General features: G+C 63.4%; 22 protein-coding genes. 14 read left to right on the forward strand and 8 right to left on the reverse strand.

Annotated features, from left to right (window positions below):
• The first annotated feature begins 3 nt into the window (after positions 1-3).
• The gene (locus LB554_RS23705) at positions 4-567 is read left to right on the forward strand and encodes a DUF3299 domain-containing protein (RefSeq protein WP_224587210.1); all 564 of its coding nucleotides are present in this window, start codon (positions 4-6) and stop codon (positions 565-567) included.
• Positions 568-576: 9 nt separating this feature from the next.
• Here LB554_RS23705 and LB554_RS23710 read toward each other — a convergent pair whose 3' ends face one another.
• From LB554_RS23710 to LB554_RS23725, 4 genes are all read right to left on the reverse strand, one after another.
• Positions 577-1,068 (reverse strand): Lrp/AsnC family transcriptional regulator, encoded by a 492-nt coding sequence (locus LB554_RS23710; RefSeq protein WP_015317849.1) that lies wholly within the window; start codon positions 1,066-1,068, stop codon positions 577-579.
• 108 nt (positions 1,069-1,176) lie between these two features.
• Positions 1,177-1,851: a uracil-DNA glycosylase family protein gene (locus tag LB554_RS23715; RefSeq protein ID WP_224587212.1), complete on the reverse strand. Its 675-nt coding sequence runs from the start codon at positions 1,849-1,851 to the stop codon at positions 1,177-1,179.
• Entirely contained in the window at positions 1,791-2,402 is a 612-nt protein-coding gene (locus tag LB554_RS23720; protein WP_140619692.1) for a glutathione S-transferase, read from the reverse strand. Before LB554_RS23720 ends, LB554_RS23715 begins: the two co-directional genes overlap by 61 nt.
• A 33-nt stretch (positions 2,403-2,435) precedes the next feature.
• Positions 2,436-3,059, reverse strand: coding sequence for a thermonuclease family protein (locus LB554_RS23725; protein ID WP_140619697.1), 624 nt, complete (start codon positions 3,057-3,059; stop codon positions 2,436-2,438).
• A 76-nt stretch (positions 3,060-3,135) separates the two neighbouring features.
• Here LB554_RS23725 and LB554_RS23730 point away from each other — a divergent pair, with 76 nt between their 5' ends.
• Positions 3,136-4,656 (forward strand): sensor histidine kinase, encoded by a 1,521-nt coding sequence (locus LB554_RS23730; RefSeq protein WP_224530889.1) that lies wholly within the window; start codon positions 3,136-3,138, stop codon positions 4,654-4,656.
• 28 nt (positions 4,657-4,684) lie between these two features.
• Here LB554_RS23730 and LB554_RS23735 read toward each other — a convergent pair whose 3' ends face one another.
• On the reverse strand, positions 4,685-5,683 hold the full coding sequence (locus LB554_RS23735) for a nicotinate-nucleotide--dimethylbenzimidazole phosphoribosyltransferase (protein WP_140873876.1): 999 nt from the start codon (positions 5,681-5,683) through the stop codon (positions 4,685-4,687).
• A gap of 198 nt (positions 5,684-5,881) precedes the next feature.
• On the opposite strand from LB554_RS23735, the gene LB554_RS23740 reads away from it, so the two are divergent.
• A complete protein-coding gene (locus LB554_RS23740) occupies positions 5,882-6,112 on the forward strand; it encodes a DUF1289 domain-containing protein (RefSeq protein WP_041163452.1) in 231 nt (76 codons plus the stop codon).
• 10 nt (positions 6,113-6,122) lie between these two features.
• Positions 6,123-6,827: a TIGR02281 family clan AA aspartic protease gene (locus tag LB554_RS23745; protein WP_224587214.1), complete on the forward strand. Its 705-nt coding sequence runs from the start codon at positions 6,123-6,125 to the stop codon at positions 6,825-6,827.
• Between the two features lie 2 nt (positions 6,828-6,829).
• On the opposite strand, the gene dusA is transcribed toward LB554_RS23745, so the two are convergent.
• Positions 6,830-7,828, reverse strand: a complete 999-nt coding sequence (gene dusA / locus LB554_RS23750; protein WP_224587216.1) for a tRNA dihydrouridine(20/20a) synthase DusA — start codon at positions 7,826-7,828, stop codon at positions 6,830-6,832.
• Between the two features lie 46 nt (positions 7,829-7,874).
• Entirely contained in the window at positions 7,875-8,012 is a 138-nt protein-coding gene (locus LB554_RS23755; protein WP_157163660.1) for a hypothetical protein, read from the reverse strand.
• Positions 8,013-8,287: 275 nt separating this feature from the next.
• Here LB554_RS23755 and LB554_RS23760 point away from each other — a divergent pair, with 275 nt between their 5' ends.
• Genes LB554_RS23760 through LB554_RS23805 form a run of 10 tightly spaced genes read left to right on the forward strand, consistent with a single transcriptional unit; the run spans position 8,288 to position 17,474 of the window.
• Positions 8,288-9,022, forward strand: coding sequence for a heme-binding protein (locus LB554_RS23760; protein WP_224587218.1), 735 nt, complete (start codon positions 8,288-8,290; stop codon positions 9,020-9,022).
• Positions 9,019-10,896 (forward strand): methanol/ethanol family PQQ-dependent dehydrogenase, encoded by a 1,878-nt coding sequence (locus LB554_RS23765; RefSeq protein WP_224587219.1) that lies wholly within the window; start codon positions 9,019-9,021, stop codon positions 10,894-10,896. The genes LB554_RS23760 and LB554_RS23765 overlap by 4 nt, the downstream gene beginning before the upstream one ends.
• A complete protein-coding gene (locus tag LB554_RS23770) occupies positions 10,877-11,746 on the forward strand; it encodes a substrate-binding domain-containing protein (protein WP_411962647.1) in 870 nt (289 codons plus the stop codon). Before LB554_RS23765 ends, LB554_RS23770 begins: the two co-directional genes overlap by 20 nt.
• Positions 11,743-12,276 (forward strand): c-type cytochrome, encoded by a 534-nt coding sequence (locus LB554_RS23775; protein WP_140664568.1) that lies wholly within the window; start codon positions 11,743-11,745, stop codon positions 12,274-12,276. Before LB554_RS23770 ends, LB554_RS23775 begins: the two co-directional genes overlap by 4 nt.
• Positions 12,273-13,286: a cytochrome c oxidase subunit II gene (gene coxB / locus LB554_RS23780; protein WP_224587223.1), complete on the forward strand. Its 1,014-nt coding sequence runs from the start codon at positions 12,273-12,275 to the stop codon at positions 13,284-13,286. Before LB554_RS23775 ends, coxB begins: the two co-directional genes overlap by 4 nt.
• Positions 13,283-15,259 (forward strand): cytochrome c oxidase subunit I, encoded by a 1,977-nt coding sequence (gene ctaD / locus LB554_RS23785; protein ID WP_224587225.1) that lies wholly within the window; start codon positions 13,283-13,285, stop codon positions 15,257-15,259. Before coxB ends, ctaD begins: the two co-directional genes overlap by 4 nt.
• Positions 15,256-15,861, forward strand: coding sequence for a heme-copper oxidase subunit III (locus LB554_RS23790; protein ID WP_015317834.1), 606 nt, complete (start codon positions 15,256-15,258; stop codon positions 15,859-15,861). Before ctaD ends, LB554_RS23790 begins: the two co-directional genes overlap by 4 nt.
• A complete protein-coding gene (locus LB554_RS23795; RefSeq protein ID WP_015317833.1) occupies positions 15,861-16,202 on the forward strand; it encodes a hypothetical protein in 342 nt (113 codons plus the stop codon). Before LB554_RS23790 ends, LB554_RS23795 begins: the two co-directional genes overlap by 1 nt.
• Complete coding sequence (locus tag LB554_RS23800; protein WP_224587226.1) at positions 16,199-17,077, forward strand: cytochrome c oxidase assembly protein; 879 nt, start codon at positions 16,199-16,201, stop codon at positions 17,075-17,077. Before LB554_RS23795 ends, LB554_RS23800 begins: the two co-directional genes overlap by 4 nt.
• On the forward strand, positions 17,058-17,474 hold the full coding sequence (locus LB554_RS23805; protein ID WP_015317831.1) for a c-type cytochrome: 417 nt from the start codon (positions 17,058-17,060) through the stop codon (positions 17,472-17,474). Before LB554_RS23800 ends, LB554_RS23805 begins: the two co-directional genes overlap by 20 nt.
• A gap of 185 nt (positions 17,475-17,659) precedes the next feature.
• On the opposite strand, the gene LB554_RS23810 is transcribed toward LB554_RS23805, so the two are convergent.
• Positions 17,660-17,923 (reverse strand): hypothetical protein, encoded by a 264-nt coding sequence (locus LB554_RS23810; protein ID WP_224587228.1) that lies wholly within the window; start codon positions 17,921-17,923, stop codon positions 17,660-17,662.
• Positions 17,924-18,173 lie beyond the last annotated feature (250 nt).

The following is an 18,173-nucleotide window of genomic DNA, read 5'->3' on the forward strand; positions in this document are numbered from 1 at the left end:
ACCATGAACCATTTCAAAGCGATCCTGGCGCTTGCGGCCGCGCTTGCACTCTCCACCGCGGGCGCTTCGGCCGAGACCACGCACATCTTCTGGAAGGATCTGCGCCCGGCGACGCAGGCCATCGCCGAAGACGCCGGCTTGCCGATGATCGCGGCGAAACTGCCGGATCATGGCGAGACACTCTCAGTCGCCCTGCACGACAAGACCATACAATTAGCCGGCTATGCATTGCCGGTCGATCGCGACGGAGATCTCGTTTATCAGTTCCTGCTGGTGCCATGGACGGGTGCGTGCAGCCACATGCCGACGCCTCCGCCCAACCAGATCGTGCTGGTCACACCAGCCCGTCCCTACAAGATGTCCGAGGCCTACCAACCGGTTGCCGTCACCGGCGCCCTGAAGCCGGACATGGAGAAGAGCCAGCTGTTCATTCTCGACGGCGTCAGCGTCATCCAGTCCGGCTACACCGTGCGCAAGGCAGATGTCGTGGCCGTCGACACGGTTCCGGACTCCGTTGTGTTGCCGGTGAACTCGCCCTGGAGCTTCCTCAACAAGAAGAAGAATTGAACGGCGGGCTCAGGCCGCGTTCGCGCCCGACTCCTTGTCCAGCAGCATATAGTCGAGCGGGATTTCCGTCGTGTACTTGATCTGCTCCATGGCGAAGGACGACGACACGTCCCGGATCTCGATCTTGGCGATCAGCCGTTTGTAGAAGGCGTCGTAGGCGGCGATGTCGGGCACCACGACGCGCAAGAGGTAATCGACGTCGCCACTCATGCGATAGAATTCGACCACCTCGGGAAATTCCTGGATAACCTCGGAAAACCGGCGCAGCCATTCATGACTATGCGAATTGGTGCGGATCGACACGAAGACGGTGACCCGCACATTGACCTTCTCGTGGTCGAGAATGGCGACGCGCCGTTTGATGACGCCCTCCTCCTCCAGCTTCTGGATGCGTCGCCAGCACGGCGTGGTCGAGAGGCCGACTTTCTTGGCGACGTCGGCGACCGCGAGCGTCGCGTCCTCCTGCAGCAGGCGGAGAATTTTTCGGTCGAGGCGATCCATCGGAGGCTCCTGGTGGAATAGTTTCGCTATATTCCCTTTTATTTGGGCCATTCACAAGAAAAAAATTCTGCCGCTTGCGTCAAAAGCGAGTGTTTTCTTGCTCAATGCCTAACCGAGGCGATAGCGGATTTCCGAGCGCAGGAAAGGCAGCAAATCCATTTCAAACCACGGATTCTGCTTCAACCAGCCGGTGTTGCGCCAGGATGGATGTGGCAGCGGCAGCACTTTGGGGCCGACGGAATTCTCCCAGATGGCGCGCCAGTCCATCACCGTTTCCGTCAGCGAGGCGCGCCGCGCCGCGCCCATATGCCAGGTCTGCGCGTAGATGCCGATCGTCAGCACCAGGTCGATCCGCGGCATCAGCGCCATCAAGGGCGCGCGCCAGGCCGGGGCGCATTCGCGCCTCGGCGGCAGGTCGCCGCCCTTGGCGTCCTGTCCGGGAAAGCAGAAGCCCATCGGCACGATGGCGAATTTCTCGATGTCGTAGAATTCGTCGCTGGTCACATCAAGCCATGTCCGTAAACGGTCGCCCGAAGCATCGGTGAAGGGCATGCCCGACAGATGCACCTTGGTTCCCGGTGCTTGGCTGGCGATCAGGATACGGGCGCTGGAAGAGGGTCGCAGCACCGGACGCGGCTCATGCGCCAGCGGCTTGCCGATGGGATCGTCCGCGCAGATGCGGCAAGCGCGGACCGTCGCGGCGAATCTGTCCAGTTCCACGCTCAAGCAGCGGCACTCGGCCGGCTGGAGATTGCCTGATGCCAACGCGACACATTGGTACATTCCTCCGGCACCTTGATGCGTGCCGGCTTCATGAAGTCGATCGCGATCAGCCCTGTGATGTCGGCAATGGAATAGCTGTCGCCGGCGACGAATTCACGGCTGCCGAGTTCAGCATCGAGCAGCATGAGAAACTCCACCGCCTTCGGCTTGTTGGCCTCACCCCATTCAGGGATCTGCGGAATTTCCCATTCCTTCATGGCGGGATGGATATGGCGGAAAGCCTGCGTGACGCTGCTGAGCAGGTTGAACTCCATCCGCCTCTGCCACATCTCGACCTTTGCCTTGCCAAGCGCGTCGTGTCCGAACAATGCCGGCTCGGGATGGAGTTCCTCGAAATAGCGGCAGATGGCGACGGATTCGGTGAGGATGGTGCCGTCATCGAGTTCCAGCACCGGCAGGCGCCGCAGCGGGTTGCGCGAGCTTACCGGCTGCTGTTTGTGCTCCAGCGCGCCCATGTCGACGGGCACCAACGGAACCGCGATCCCCTTCTCGGCGAGAAAAATCCGAACCCGCCGAGGGTTGGGTGCCCGGCCGCCGTCGAACAGCTTCATTTCGATCCTCCTTTTCCTTCCGCCAGACACGCTTCACCAGAAGCGAAAGATCTCGCGCGCCGCGTCGCCGATCGACGCCAGTGTGCCATGTTTTCGCTCGACGACCTCGCCGTGGTGACTATCGCGCCAGTCCTGCGGCAGGTCGAACGTGCCCGCCCAGATGCCAACCCTGGCCGCGCGGGCCGTTGCTTCATCGCCTTCGAAAGCGCCATAGGCAACGGCCCAGCCGGCCTCGACTTGGGCGCGGTTTAGGTCGGTGCCGCCGGCCTTGCAGTCGCCGAGCAACCGGCCATAGCGGTCGCGCTGCCAGCCGCTGCAGGTGACCGGCCTGCCGGCGATCAGCCGCACCAGCGACTGGCGCGCCAGCGTGCCACAGGCATAATCGGCGCCGTTCTTGTGGCAAGTCTGGGTGTATTCCGGGGCGTCGATGCCGCGCATGCGGATGCGCTCGGCGCCGAGCGTGATCGAATCGCCGTCATTGATGATGGCTGTACCTTGCGTCTTGCGTGTCTCCACTCGATCGAGACGCGCCGCAAGCAGGATCAGCAGCCCCAGAATGATGACGGTCAGCCCGTAATCCAGCAGCTTTCGCCACGGACTTCTCGGGCGCGCTGCCGCGTACCTCGGGCGCGACCTTGGCGACCACGAACGGCTCATATGGCAAACGGTTGGTTAATCATTCGAACGTAGCTTAACACCTTGAAATCGCTGCGCGCATAAATTGAAGCTTTTGATGCCCTTGCAACGCTCGAACACGGCGGACAAGTTCATTGTGGACCGCAGGAAACGGCATCGCAACAGCGATGTCGCGCGCGCGGTTCGCAAGACGCGCGACCGTCTTTCGCAGCAGGCCGGCAATCTCGATTTCGACCGCGAGCTGCTGAAGCTCCATGCCCAGGCGATGACCAGCGGTGCCGTCGTCATCCCGATGCTCGTCCTGGCGATCGCCGCGGCCGGTCGTCTGGCCGGTGTCGGCAATGAGATCGGGCTCTGGGCGTTGTTTACGCTGACCTCTTATACGATCGTCGTTTTCATGGCGCGGCGCATCGAGCGCACGGAAGCTTCCGAACTTAACGCCTTGCAAACGCGAAGGGAATTCCTGGTCGGCCACTTCCTTTGTGGTCTGGGCTGGGCCTGGTTCGTCTGGCTGGGCTGCGGGGCCTGCGAGGTCGACCAGTTCCAGGCGGTCAAGGCGGTGGTGCTGCTGTTTGCCATGGCAGGGACGGCGCTCATGGCCTCGTCCCTGGGCGGAGCACTGCTGGCGACCTTCGCGGTTCCAGTGGCGCTCTACGCCTATGCCGCGACCAAGTCCTGGATGCCGGTCGGGGCCACCATGGCTGCGCTGCTTGTCCTGTCGCTGCCTTTCTTCGCCTATATTGCCAGTCACCTCAATCGCTTTTCCCTGCTGCTGTTGTCGTTCCGCTCCGAAAAGGACGCGCTGATCGCCGAAGTGGAGACGGCGAAATCGATGTCGGATGAGGCTCGGCGGCGGGCCGAGGACGCCAACCTGGCAAAATCGCGTTTCCTCGCTTCGATGAGCCACGAATTGCGCACGCCGCTCAACGCCATCCTCGGCTTTTCCGAGGTGATGGCGAACGAGGTCCTCGGGCCGATGAGCAATCCCACCTATCGCGATTACGCCCACGACGTGCATGACTCAGGCCAGCATCTGCTCGACCTCATCAACGAGATCCTCGACCTGTCGCGCATCGAGGCCGGCCGCTACCAGCTCAACGAGGAGCCGGTCATGTTGCTCAACATCGTCGAGGATTGCTGCCACATGATGGAACTCAAGGCGCGCAACAAGGACATCCGCGTCGTCCAGGATTTCGAACAGACATTGCCGCGGCTGTTCGCCGACGAGCGCGCCGTGCGCCAGATCACGCTCAACCTTCTGTCCAATGCCATCAAGTTCACCGCCACCGGCGGCGAAATCCGCGTCCGAGTCGGCTGGACGGCGGGCGGCGGACAATACATTTCGATCAAGGACAACGGTCCGGGCATTCCCGAAGACGAGATTCCGGTCGTGCTTTCAGCCTTCGGCCAGGGTTCGATCGCCATCAAGAGCGCCGAGCAAGGCACCGGGCTTGGCCTGCCGATCGTCCAAGGGCTGCTCGCCATGCATGGCGGCGAGTTCGAGCTTCATTCCAAGCTGCGCGAAGGCACCGAGGCGATCGCTATTTTCCCGCTGAGCCGGGTGATGGAAGAACTGCCGGCGCTGCCGACCGCAGCGGTGGCCGCGCGACGGCGGTAAGGACCCCGTAAACGCTGGTGCCGCGTGGTCAACCCCGCACAGCCGCCGCCATGCCCGAACTGGTCAGTGCCGCCGCCTTGACCAGCCCAGCCGTTAGAGCGGCTCCCGCCCCTTCGCCGTGGCCGATCCCCAGATCGAGCAGCGGACGCAGCCCGAGGTGCTCGGCCGCCCTTGCATGCGCGCACTCCGGCGACAGGCTGGCGAGAAGACAATGATCAAGGGCTGCGGGGTTCGCTGCATGCAGCACCGCCGCGGCTGCCGTTGCCGCGAATCCATCGAGCAGTACCGGTATCCGCTGCATCCGCGCGGCAAGGATTGCGCCGGCTATCGCCGCGAACTCGCGGCCGCCCACCCGGCGCAGCGCCTCAAGCGGATCTTCTAGATGGCGGCCGTGAAAGGCCAGCGCCGCATCGACCACCTCTGCCTTGCGAGCCCGCATCGCCGCGTCGGCGCCGGATCCCGGGCCAACCCAGTCGGCACCCCTGCCCCCCAAAAGCGCGGCGAGCAGGGCGGCGGCGACGGTGGAATTGCCGACGCCGAGATCGCCGAGGCAAAGCAGGTCGGTGCCGCCGGCAATCGCCTCCATGCCGAAGGCCATGGTGGCGGCGCAACCGCGCTCATCGAGCGCGGCGTCCTCGGTGATGTCGCCGGTCGGGATGTGCAGGGCAAGATCGAACACCTTCAGACCGAGGTCGTTGGCAATGCAGATCTGGTTGATCGCCGCACCGCCGGCCGCGCAAAGCTCGACCGCGTTAGCGGTCGCCGCCACAGGCCTCGGCGAAATGCCTTGCCTGGCAACGCCATGGTTGCCGGCAAAGACAGCCATCAGGGGCCTGGTCACGGCAGGCGGAGCGCGACCGCTCCAGGCTGCGAGCCAGGCGGCGATGTCCTCGACGCGGCCAAGCGAATTCTCAGGCTTATCGGCCTTGGCAAACAGTGTGCGCACGCGCGCTTCAGCTTTGAGGTCGGCCAATGGCAGATTGCCGAGCAGGTCGCGGAAATCATCGAAAGGCAGTGCACTGGTCATGTCGCGAACAATCGTTGCTGGAGCAGAGGAGCGGAATAGCTGTCTTGCGTGACCGGCACAACCTCCTCGATCGTCCTTCCTGATTTGCCGCAAAGGCGGCCACGGAAGGCGCGATCGGGAGGGCTTGCATTGGCTTTGCCATTGCACCATGTGGAGGTGGAAGAGCGGATTCCGGACCGGGTCCACCGAGAGAAAGTCATGACGGCCATCGAATCTCCCTGCATCCTGGTCTGTTCGATCGATATGAAAACCGGCTTCTGCTTCGGTTGCGGCCGCACGCGCGAGGAGATCGGCGCCTGGATAGGGATGACGCCCGAGACGCGCCGCAGCGTGATGGCCGAACTGCCAGCCCGGCTCGAAACCGTCGAGCGCCGGCCGCGCCGGGAAACGCGCCGCACCCGCATGGCACGCGAACGCGACGCACTCTAGCGAGGGAAGAGTGAGCAGCCGGCTGTTCTGGGTTGTGATGGCGGTGATCGGTGTAGGGGCAGCCCTGCTCATGCTCAACGATTCCGCCGGCAGCACGTTCGGCGTCGAGAATTACGATTTTGGCCGGCTGATCTGGCTTGGGGCTTTCGGCGCCCTTATCGGCGCCGGCTTGCTGCGGTCCGCTCCGCTGGGAGTAATGGCCCGCAACCTCGGCGCCTGGGCGGCTATCGTGCTCGCGCTGATCGCCGGCTATCAATATCGCTACGAGCTGCAGGACGTCGCCAGCCGGGTGACCGCCGGCCTCGTTCCCGGCAGCCCGCTGGCGCTCGGTGTCGAAGACGGCCACGCCACCGTGACCTTGGACAAGGCCGACAATGGCCATTTCGAAGCGCGCATCCTGGTCAACGGCAACGCGGTTCGCGCCGTTGTGGACACCGGCGCCACCAGCACGGTTCTGACTTCGGAGGACGCCCAGGCCGCAGGCTTCAATCCCGCGGCGCTCAACTACACGATACCGGTTTCGACCGCCAATGGCATGGCGCGCGCCGCGGCGGTCAAAACCGACGAACTGGCGATCGGCGGCATCGTGCGCAAGGATATGCCGGTGATGATCGCCGCTCCCGGCATGCTGAGCCAAAGCCTGCTTGGCATGAACTTCATCGGTTCGCTGTCGGGCTTCGACGTGCGTGGCGACCGGATGATCCTCAGGGACTGAGCTCAGGCCGCTTCGGCGGCCGCTCCACCGAGTTCGACAGCCGCGAAAGCCGTCTTCAGCATATCCGCCCCGGCCCCGGGTCGGGTCGCGTCGGTGGACAGGATCTGACGGTAGCGGCGCGCGCCGGGCAGCCCGTGAAACAGCCCGACCATATGGCGGGTAATATGGCCGAGCCGGCCGCCCTGTTCGATATGGTGCGCCGCATAGTCCGCCATCGCATCGATCAGTGCCGCGAAATCGAACGCTTCCGACCGCGCACCGTAGAAGGCGGCGTCAACACCGGCCAGAATGCCTGGTGTGTGGTACGCGGCGCGGCCGAGCATGGCTCCGTCGACATGATCGAGATGCAGCCGCGCCTCGTCAAGAGACTGAATACCGCCATTGATGCCAATGAATTTGTTTTGTTTTCCAGCCTTCAACCGATAAACCCTGTTATAGTCGAGCGGCGGGATGTCGCGATTTTCCTTGGGGCTCAGCCCTTCCAGCCACGCCTTGCGAGCATGCACCCACAAGGCATCGGCGCCGGCATCGAAAACCCCATTCGCCAGCGCATCGAGCGCCGGCTCCGGATCCTGTTCGTCGACGCCGATGCGGCACTTGACCGTGACTGGCACCGTCACCGCCGCCTTCATCGCCGCGACGCAGGTTGCGACGAGGTCGGGTACTTTCATCAGGCAAGCGCCGAACGTGCCCGACTGGACGCGGTCGGAGGGGCAGCCGACATTGAGATTGATCTCGTCATAACCGAAGGCTTCGCCAACGCGCGCCGCTTCGGCAAGTTTTGCCGGATCGGAGCCGCCAAGTTGCAGGGCGACGGGATGTTCCACCTCATCGAAGCCAAGCAGCCGCTCGCGCGCGCCGTGGATGACCGCGTCGGCCACAACCATTTCGGTATAAAGCAGCGCATATGTCGTCAGCTGGCGATGGAAGAACCGGCAATGCCGGTCCGTCCAGTCCATCATGGGTGCGATAGCCAGTCTATATTGTTGATTTTTCAGCATTTTCTTTAACATTCAAAACGCTAGACCCTGCCGAGTGCACACGAATTTACGCCAAGTCGATCATGGTGAGACGCTGACAAAGTCCCGTATAGCGCGCCTGAAGCCCTTCGGCGAATTCATCGACCTTCATATCGACGACATGTGCGATGTAGGCAAGTCCCTCTCCGATCTGTGTCGTAAGCACATGAGTTGTCCGGATTAGGTAGCAGATGAGTTGTCCGGGTTTATCGCCCGCCAAAAGAGGCTTGGGATGACACGGACAGCATGGCTGAGCACCAGCCTCCAAATCCAACTGCACGAATTTTTCCAAAGCAGGAACATAGAAGCATTGTGCGAGTTAGGCACGGACGCCTGCTCGCGTTCCACGATCTGCCAGGGTTCTCTTTGATGTTCGAACGAATGCCCAAGACAATGTATCGCTGTCAGCTTTTCGTATCTGCCTTTGGTTTGTTGTTGCTGATGGGCGACCTGCTCCACGATGACAGGGCCATGGCGCAGCAGGCTTGTCCGGCCGATCACGATAGGCTGCTTACAGTCCTCAAAGCCAATGTGAAGGCAAGCGGCGGACCAGCCAATGGCGGCTTTGAAACCAACGAATGGGGCGCGATCGTTGCCCGCGATGGCACTGTCTGCGCGATTGCGTTCAGCGGCCCCGCAGTCGATTCGCAATGGCCGGGCAGTCGGCTCGTCGCAGCGGAGAAAGCCAACACCGCCAACGGTCTCAGCCTGGCTCAAATGGCCCTGTCGACGGCCAATCTCTACGCTGGCGTGCAACCGGGTGGGCCGCTGTTCGGGCTGCAGGCGACCAACCCCGTCAACCAAGCCGCGGCTTATGCGGGCGATCCCAAAACCTTCGGCAGCGCCAACGATCCGTTGGTCGGCAAGCCTATCGGCGGCGTCGTCGTGTTTGGCGGGGGCTTGGCCCTTTACGACGGCAAAACGATCGTCGGCGCGCTTGGCGTCAGTGGCGATTCCTCTTGCGCCGACCACAATGTCGCCTGGCGCGTTCGCGCGGCTCTCGGCCTCGACAAGGTCCCGGCAGGCGTCAATCCCAACCGTAAGGATGCCATCATCTATGATCTCGATCCCGGCGGAAAAAGCGCCTCCGGCTGGGGTCACCCGCTATGCTCGGGCACCGAGGCCGACATCGCGGCGGAAATCGGTTCAGGCGTCGGAGGCGCGACACCGAAATGAAGCAAGCAGCGCGGTGTGCAACACCCTGCGTCGACGCGGTACGCACGAACCGCCCGGCGGCAGCTAGAAAACGTCTCCAGAGCTTCCTTGCGGGGTTGCTGCTGGCTTGCACTCCTCTGCTGACGGGCGCTTCCGAAGCTCCGCCACCGTCGGCGATCTCGCCGCCGGCTTCCGCCGCACCTCGCGACGATGGGCAATGGACGATGCCGGCCAAGAACTACGCGTCGACCCGCTACAGTGAGCTCACGGAAATCAACGAAGGCAACGTCAAGAACCTGCAGGTGGCCTTCACCTTCTCCACCGGCGTCAACAAAGGCCAGGAAGCGGCGCCGCTGGTCGTCGGCGGCACGATGTACATCGTGACCCCCTTCCCCAACATGGTGTACGCGCTCGACCTCACCAAGCCAGGCGCGCCGATGAAATGGAAGTTCGAACCCAATCCCGAACCCGCGGCGCAAGGGGTTGCCTGTTGCGACGTCGTGAATCGCGGCGCGGCTTTCGCGGACGGGCGCATCTTCTTCAACACACTGGACGGTCACACCATCGCAGTCGATGCGAACACCGGTCAGCCGATCTGGAACTCCCATATCGGCAACATCAACATAGGCGAGACCATCACCATGGCGCCGTTGGTGGTGAAAGGCAAAGTGCTGGTCGGCAATTCAGGCGGCGAGATGGGCGTCCGCGGCTGGGTCAAGGCGCTTGACGCCGGCGACGGTCATGTCGTCTGGACGGCCTACGGCACCGGACCGGACAAGGACGTGCTGATCGGCCCCGATTTCAAGCCGCATTACGACATGGACAAGGGCAAGGACCTTGGCGTCACGACATGGCCGCCGGAAGCCTGGAAAATCGGCGGCGGCAACATGTGGGGCTGGATTTCCTACGACCCGGATCTCAACCTGATCTTCCACGGCACCGGCAACCCTGGACCGTGGAACCCGGATCTGCGGCCCGGCGACAACAAATGGACGTCAGGGATTTTCGCCCGCGACCCCGATACCGGAGCGGCGAAATGGTTCTACCAGTGGAGCCCGCATGACCTTCATGACTATGACGGGATCAATGAGCAGGTCCTGCTCGACATGAACTGGCAGGGCAAGCCGCGTAAGGTGCTGGTCCGGCCCGAGCGCAACGGCTATCTCTACATTCTCGACCGGACCACCGGCGAAGTGCTGTCCGCGAAGCCCTACGGCCCCGTCAATTCCAGCAAGGGTGTCGACCTCGACAGCGGCCGTCTGGTCGAAAATCCGGACAAGAAGACCGGTACCGGCAAGGTCGTCCGCGACATCTGCCCGACCGCATCGGGGCTCAAGGACTGGCAGCCTTCCGCCTTTTCGCCGAAGACCGGGCTGCTCTACATCCCGCATAACAATCTGTGCATGGACGAAGAAGGCGTCGAGGTGAACTACATCGCCGGCACGCCCTATGTCGGCATGAACGTACGCATGATCCCCGGGCCTGGTGGGAACCGGGGCGCCTTCACCGCTTGGGACATCGCCGCGGAGAAGCCCGCCTGGAGCCTCAAGGAGAACTTCCCGGTGTGGAGCGGCGCGGTCGTGACCGCCGGCGATGTCGTCTTCTACGGAACCATGGAGGGTTGGTTCAAGGCGGTCAGCGCCAAAACCGGCGAGCTGCTTTGGCAATTCAAGACGTCATCCGGCATCATCGGCCAGCCCATCACATATCGCGGCCCCGACGGACACCAATATGTGGCGATCCTGTCGGGTGTAGGCGGCTGGGCCGGCGCCATCGTGTCCGGCGATCTCGATCCGCGCGACGCCACCGCTGCCCTCGGTTTCGTCAACGCGATGAAGGATCTCAAGGACGCGACAACGGCGGGAGGCACGCTCTATGTGTTCCGGCTCCCCTGAGGCACTCGAGCGGCCCTCGCGCCAGGTGCGAAAGGCGCTCCAGCGGATGGCAACCGGCATGGCCGCCCTCGCCTTGCTGCTCTTGCCGGCGACAGCGAATGTGCGTGAACTGAGGGTCTGCGCCGACCCGAACAACATGCCCTTCTCCAACGCCGCCGGTCAGGGCTTCGAGAACAGGATCGCTGAGATCGTGGCCGCCGATCTCGGCGCCAAACTGACCTACACTTGGTGGGCACAGCGCCGGGGCTTCGTGCGCAACACGCTGAAGGCCGGCCTTTGCGATCTCGTGCCCGGCACACCGGCCAATCTCGAAATGCTGCGCACCACCACCCCCTATTATCGGTCGTCCTATGTTTTCGTCACCCGCCAGGACGGTCCGGATGTGGCATCCTTCAACGATCCGCGGCTGCGCGCCATGCGGATCGGCGTGCAACTCATCGGCGACGACGGGGTCAATTCGCCTCCCGTCCAGGCGCTCGGCCGCCGTGGCATCGTCGGGCATCTCGTCGGCTATCCCGTCTATGGCGACTACTCCGCACCCAACCCTCCGGCGCGCATCGTCGAAGCGGTGGCGACCGGCGACATCGATCTTGCCGTCGTCTGGGGCCCGCTCGCCGGCTACTTCGCCGCCAAGCAGAAAGTGCCCCTCCGCGTCACGCCCGTCATGCCTCGCATCGACGGACCGCAATTGCCCATGATCTACGACATCTCGATGGGCGTTCGGCGCGAGGACGATGCGCTGCGTGGCGATGTGAACAGCGCGCTGGCCAGGCACAAGGCAGAGATCGACGCGTTGCTGTCGCAATATGGCGTGCCGCGCCTCGATGGCCCGGGGAGCCCAGTGCGATGAAGCACGGTGCCGCCATGCTCTTGTTTACGGCCCTAGCGCTTACGGCATGCCAGCGCGAGGAGCGCGACACGCGCCCGCAATCCTCGCTCGGATCGGGCGAGCAGCCGATGCCTGTGACGACATTGGAACCCGGTGGACAGCGGCCTTCGGCCAGCGACAACAAGGCAGCCAGCTTCGAGGCCAATGCCTTCCACCTCAGCGAGGGCAAGCGCCTGTTCAGCTGGTTCAACTGTTCGGGCTGTCATGCCAATGGTGGCGGCGGCATGGGGCCGGCCTTGATGGACCAGAAATGGCTTTACGGCAGTTCGATCGAGAGCATCCACGCTACCATCCGCGATGGGCGGCCAAAAGGCATGCCGAGCTTCCGCGACAAGATTCCCGATGACCAGATTTGGGAGCTTGCCGCCTTCGTTCGCTCGCTGAGTGGCAACGCACCCTCGTCCGCCGCGCCGCAACGCAACGACGACATGATGCCGCATCCGTCGGAAAACCGCATGCCGGATGCAGCCACGCTGGGGAAATCACCGTGAAGCGCCTTGCGTCGACCGGGTTCGGCACGGCCTGCGTCTTGTTTCTGCAGGGATGCGCGGGATGGCAATCAGCGCTCGACCCGAAAGGGCCAGCTGCCAGTGAGCTGGCATGGCTCATCTGGTTTTTCACCGCGCTTTGCTCGGTGATCTGGGTCCTGGTGATGATCGCTCTTGCCACACCGTTGATGATGCGGTCGCGGGACGGCGCCGAGCCGCTCGTGCTCGACGCCGGCGCCGACCATCGAAAGTTGCGCGTTGTCGTGATCGCCGTCGGGCTGACCGCAGCGATCGTGGTCGGACTGACCTTGCTGAGCTTCTTCGCCAACAGGACACTTGCGGCGATCGGCTCCGACGCCGCGCTCACCATTCGCGTCACGGGCCACCAATGGTGGTGGGAAGTCCGCTACGAAGACGCCACGCCGAGCCGCATCCTGACCACGGCGAACGAGATCCACATCCCCGCCGGGGAGCCCGTACGGCTTCTGCTGACATCGACGGACGTGATCCATTCCTTCTGGGTGCCGAGCCTTTCCGGCAAGCTCGACCTCATCCCCGGCCATATCAATGTGCTCGACATCAAGGCCGACAAGCCTGGCGTATATCGCGGCCAGTGCGCCGAGTTCTGCGGTGCGCAGCATGCGAACATGGGTACCTTCATCATCGCTGAGCCGAAGGAAAAGTTCGACGCTTGGTGGAACGACCAGTTGCAGCCGTCTGGCCCTCCGGCGAGCGACGAGGCCAAGGCTGGCGAGGACCTGTTCCTCAAGCGTCCCTGCGTGATGTGCCACAGGATCGGGGGCACTCCAGCGGGAGGAACCGTCGCGCCGGATCTGACGCATATTGCCAGCCGGCGCACGCTCGCCGCCGGCACGTTGACGATGAGCCGAGGCAATATCGCTGCCTGGATAGCGGACCCCCAAGGCGTGAAGCCCGGTTCCCACATGCCTGTGGTGGAGCTCAACGGCGACGAACTCAACGCCATCGTCGCCTACCTTGAGGGTCTGAAATGAGCAGCGCGGATCTGATCAGCGAACGCGACCTGCCGCCGAAACGCGAGACCGCCACCAAGGGCGACCTGGCTCCCGAGCATGACGGACCGCGCGATACTGGCATGGACGATGCCAGCCTGCACCACTGGCTCATGCGGGCATGGCGCACGCCGCCCGGCATCATCGGAGCATTGTCGAGCGTCGACCACAAGGTCATCGCAAGGCGCTATCTGATCACGGCCTTCATCTTCCTATGCCTTGGCGGGCTGAACGCGGTCGCCATGCGAATCCAACTCTCCGGGCCGCAGCGCGGGCTGATCGGGCCGGACCTCTACAACCAGCTGTTCACGATGCATGGCGTCACCATGATGTTCCTGTTCGCTGTGCCCATCGTTCAGGCAACGGGAATCTATCTGGTGCCGCTGATGGTCGGCACCCGTAACATCGCCTTCCCGCGGCTCAATGCATTCGGCTACTGGATCTACGTCTCGGGCGGGGCCTTTGCCTGGATCTCATTCCTCCTCAACATGGCGCCGGACGTCGGCTGGTTCGCCTATGTGCCCCTATCCGGACCGGAATTCTCTCCTGGCAAGCGCGCTGACGTCTGGGCGCAAATGATCACCTATACCGAAGTGTCGTCGCTTGCGGTCGCCGTCGCCACCATCGTCACCGTGTTCAAGCAACGCGCGCCCGGCATGTCGCTGGACAAGATACCGCTTTATGTGTGGGCACTGCTGGTCACTTCCTTCGTCGTCGTCTTCGCGATGCCGGCGGTCATGATCACCTCGACCTTCCTCATTCTCGACCGGCTTGTCGGAACCCACATTTTCAACCCCGCGGAGGGCGGCGACGCCCTGCTGTTTCAGCATCTGTTCTGGTTCTTCGGTCATCCCGAGGTCTACATCATCTTCCTGCCGGCGACGGGCATGGTCTCCTCCATCATTCCCGCTTTTGCCCGGCGACCGACGTTCGGCCATTTAGGGCTGGTCCTGTCGCTGATCGCGGTGGGTTTCCTGTCGTTCGGCCTCTGGGTGCATCATATGTTTGCAACCGGATTGCCGAAGCTCGGGGCGAGCTTCTTCACGGCGTCCAGCATGCTGATCGCCATCCCCAATGGCGTGCAGATCTTCTGCTGGCTGGCGACCTTGTGGGATGGCAGACCGGTGATCCGCACGCCGCTGCTGTTCGTCTTCGGCTTCTTCTTCATCTTCGTCATCGGCGGGCTAACCGGCGTCATGCTCGCCTCGGTGCCGCTCGACCTTCAGGTGCACGACACCTACTTCGTCGTCGCCCACTTCCACTATGTGCTGATCGGCGGATCGGTATTCCCGCTGCTGGGCGCGGCCTATTTCTGGTTCCCCAAGATCACCGGGCGCATGATGAGCGAACGTCTCGGACGCTGGCATTTCGGGCTGGCCTTCATCGGCTTCAACGCGGCCTTCTTTCCGATGCATCTCGTGGGCCTGTGGGGCATGCCGCGCAGGGTCTATACCTATCCGGCGGAGCTTGGCTGGGGCAACATCAACCTGTTCATCAGCGCCGGCGCGGTGCTGTTCTTCCTGAGTTTCGTGCTGTTCACCTTCAACCTGATACATGGCGCATTGAAAGGGGCTCCGGCCGGCGATAACCCCTGGGATGCCGGCACCCTGGAATGGGCCACGTCGTCCCCGCCTCCAAGTTACAATTTCTCGCGCATTCCGATCGTGACGAATGTCGAGCCGCTGTGGGCCGAACGAGAGGCGCTTCCCGTCGCAACTGGACTCCGCGTCGATGTCCGCGAGTTGCTCATCTCGACGGTGGCGGAGGCCTACCCCGACATCCGCGAGAAATCGGCGACGCCGTCGATCTGGCCGCTGCTGGCGGCGATCGCCGTGGGCGGCACGTTCCTCTACTCGATCTTCACGCCGTGGGCGATCGTCTGGGGCGCCATGCCGATCGCGCTCACGCTGCTCGGCTGGTTCTGGCCCAAGGGCGATCCGGAGGACGAGGAATGAACCAGCGGCCCGTCACCGACCTTTCCGCCCTCCCTACGTTTGGCCATGGTCCGCGCAGCCCAACCTGGTGGGGCACGCTCGGCTTCATGGCATTGGAAGGGACGGGCTTCGCGCTGGCGGCCGGCGCCTATCTCTATCTGGCGATGTCATGGCCCAACTGGCGTCTGAGCGCCCCGGAACCTAACCATTGGCCGGGAACGATCGTCACCCTGTTGCTGATCGCCAGCCTGGTACCAAACCACATCCTCAATCGCTACGCCGAGCATTGCGCAATGGTACCGGTGCGGATCGGCATGGTCGTGATGTCGCTGTTCGGTGTCGCCCCGCTCGTGGTGCGCTGGTTCGAGTTCCCGGCATTGAATATCTTTTGGGACACAAACGCATACGGCTCGATGCTTTGGGTGTTGCTTGGACTGCACACCACGCATCTGATCACCGACGTGGGCGACACGATCGTGCTGACGGTGCTGATGTTCACACGCCATGGGTATAGCGGCCGGCGCTTCGGCGATGTGGGCGACAACGTCTTCTACTGGGATTTCGTGGTGCTCACCTGGATCCCGATCTACCTGCTCATCTACTGGGTACCGAGGCTAGGCTGATGCGCGCGCTGCGGTTGGGAATGTCCTGGGGTGGTCTTCTGTCGGGGCCTTTGGCTTGGGCAATCTCGACGCAGCTGAACTACGCGCTTGTTCCGTGGCAGTGCAATCGCCAGGTTCCGGTCGTGCTTCCGATCGCATTGCTGCTGGCCTTCCTTTCACTTCTCGGCGGCATGCTTTCTTGGCGGGCACGGCGGCAAGGGGGCGCGGCTTTCAAGCCGGAGCGCACGCGCGGCACCGAGCAATTCGTCGCCGATCTCGGCATTCTTGCGGCTTTGCTTTTTGCCCTCGTCATCGTCATGCAGGGCAGCGCCGCACTCATTCTCGACGAGTGCCTGCGATGAGCTTCGAGGCCTTCTTCTCAACCTCGATCTGCTATGGCGCCGGCGCGCCCGAAGCGGGATGGACGCTTGCGTTTCCCATCACGCTCCCTTTGGCCGCAATCGCGCTCATCTATGCGCTCGGAGCGAGCCGGCTATGGCGCCGCAGCAGCCGGGGCCGCTCCGAGCGGACGCGGCAAGTTCTGTTGTTCACCGCCGGCTGGGGCGTGCTGACCGGAGCGCTGGTCAGCCCGATCCATGCGCTTGGCGAACGGGTGTTTGCCGCCCACATGATCGAGCATGAACTGCTGATGGCGGTAGCGGCGCCACTCCTTGTCGCCGCCTGCCCCGGCGCAGCCCTGATATGGGCATTGCCGACCGGACTTCGCCGAGGGACGGGAAGGCTCACGCACGGCAGGACTCTTCATGCGATATGGACCGTTGCCAGCCGCCCCCTCAACGCAACCGCCATCCACGGCATCGCGATCTGGATCTGGCACGTTCCCGTCCTGTTCGAGGCAGCGCTTCAGCAGGGCGTGCTGCACTATGCCCAGCATGCGAGCTTCCTCGGCACAGCCCTGCTGTTCTGGTGGGGGATTTTGCCGCGTTCCGGCCGCCAGCAGGCCTATGGCAGCGCGGTCATGCATCTCTTCTTCACGTCACTGCACACCGGTCTGCTCGGCGTGCTGCTGCTGTTGTCACCCAGACTCTGGTACCCGCAGAATGCCGCCGACGCGGCGCTCTGGGGTCTAACCCCGATCGAGGACCAGCAGCTCGCCGGACTGGTGATGTGGGTTCCGACTGGCCTGATCTATGGCGGAGCCGCCTTGCTGCTTGCCGGCCTTTGGATAAGTAAGAGCGGAATCAGGGAGGCAAGCCATGCGCTCCGGCCTGGCTAGGATGGTGGGCGGCGCGCTCGCCGCGATCCTGCTGCTGACCGCGGCAGTCGCCGCAGCGACCTTGTGGTCCGACCGGCGCGATCGTGTTCGCCACGAATCGGACATGGCGACCGGCGGCTTGGAAGCGCGCGCCATTCCGATCATGATCGCGAACGGCTGCTCTGGATGCCATACGATCCCCGGCGTGCCGGGGGCACAAGGCCAGGTTGGTCCGCGCCTCGATTCCAGCCTTGCCGACCGGGTCTTTATCGCCGGCGTGCTGGCGAACAATCCGGAGAACCTGATCCGCTGGATACGAGCGGCCAGGGAGATCAATCCGCACACGGCCATGCCATCGACGGGGATCACAGAGCAGCAGGCGCGTGATATCGCTGCCTACCTCTACGCCCTGAAATGATCAGCCCTCGCCGCCGCGCCGGGACCACAGGCCGCGGCCGGGGTCGTAGCCGACCACTGCCGCCAGGAAAAACACGACGAGGCAGGCGAGAACGATTTAGGGCGGAAACGAGATCGAAGCGCAGATAGAGCGTGAAGCGTATCAGTTCGACCGCCGAACTGAACGGCCCTCGAGCGACAGCGCCTTCATGGACCGATCACCACTCCCCAGGGGCCGCGTCCCACCGGCACCGACTTCACCACCTCCTCATTCTCCAGATCGATGAACGAGATGTCGCCGGAATTGCCATTGGCGCTGACCAGGCGCTTCTGGTCATCGGACAACGCCAAGTGCCACGGCCGCTGGCCGACGAGATAGAGGCGGCGCACCGCCAGCGTCTTGGCATCCACTTCGGCCACCCGGTTGGCCGAACCGAGCGCGACATAGGCAGTGGCGCCGTCGCGTGCCATTTCGATGTCGACCGCCTGGACGCCCTCGCTGCGGATGCCTGGGACCTCGAACTCGACCTTGCCGGTCTCTGCACGAGACGTGGTGTCGAGGCGGTCACCGTCCCGGGACCAACAGAAGCAGCAGGATCGAGAGCGCCAGTTTCATTGATGGAGAGGTTGGGCGAGAATAGGAGTTCATTGACGACCTGAGGATCGGCCACGTCGATCTTCGCCTGCGGGCCGTCAACTGGCGACGGAAGAACCGGCAATA

The organism is Mesorhizobium sp. CO1-1-11, assembly GCF_020164995.1.
Lineage (GTDB): Bacteria > Pseudomonadota > Alphaproteobacteria > Rhizobiales > Rhizobiaceae > Mesorhizobium > Mesorhizobium australicum.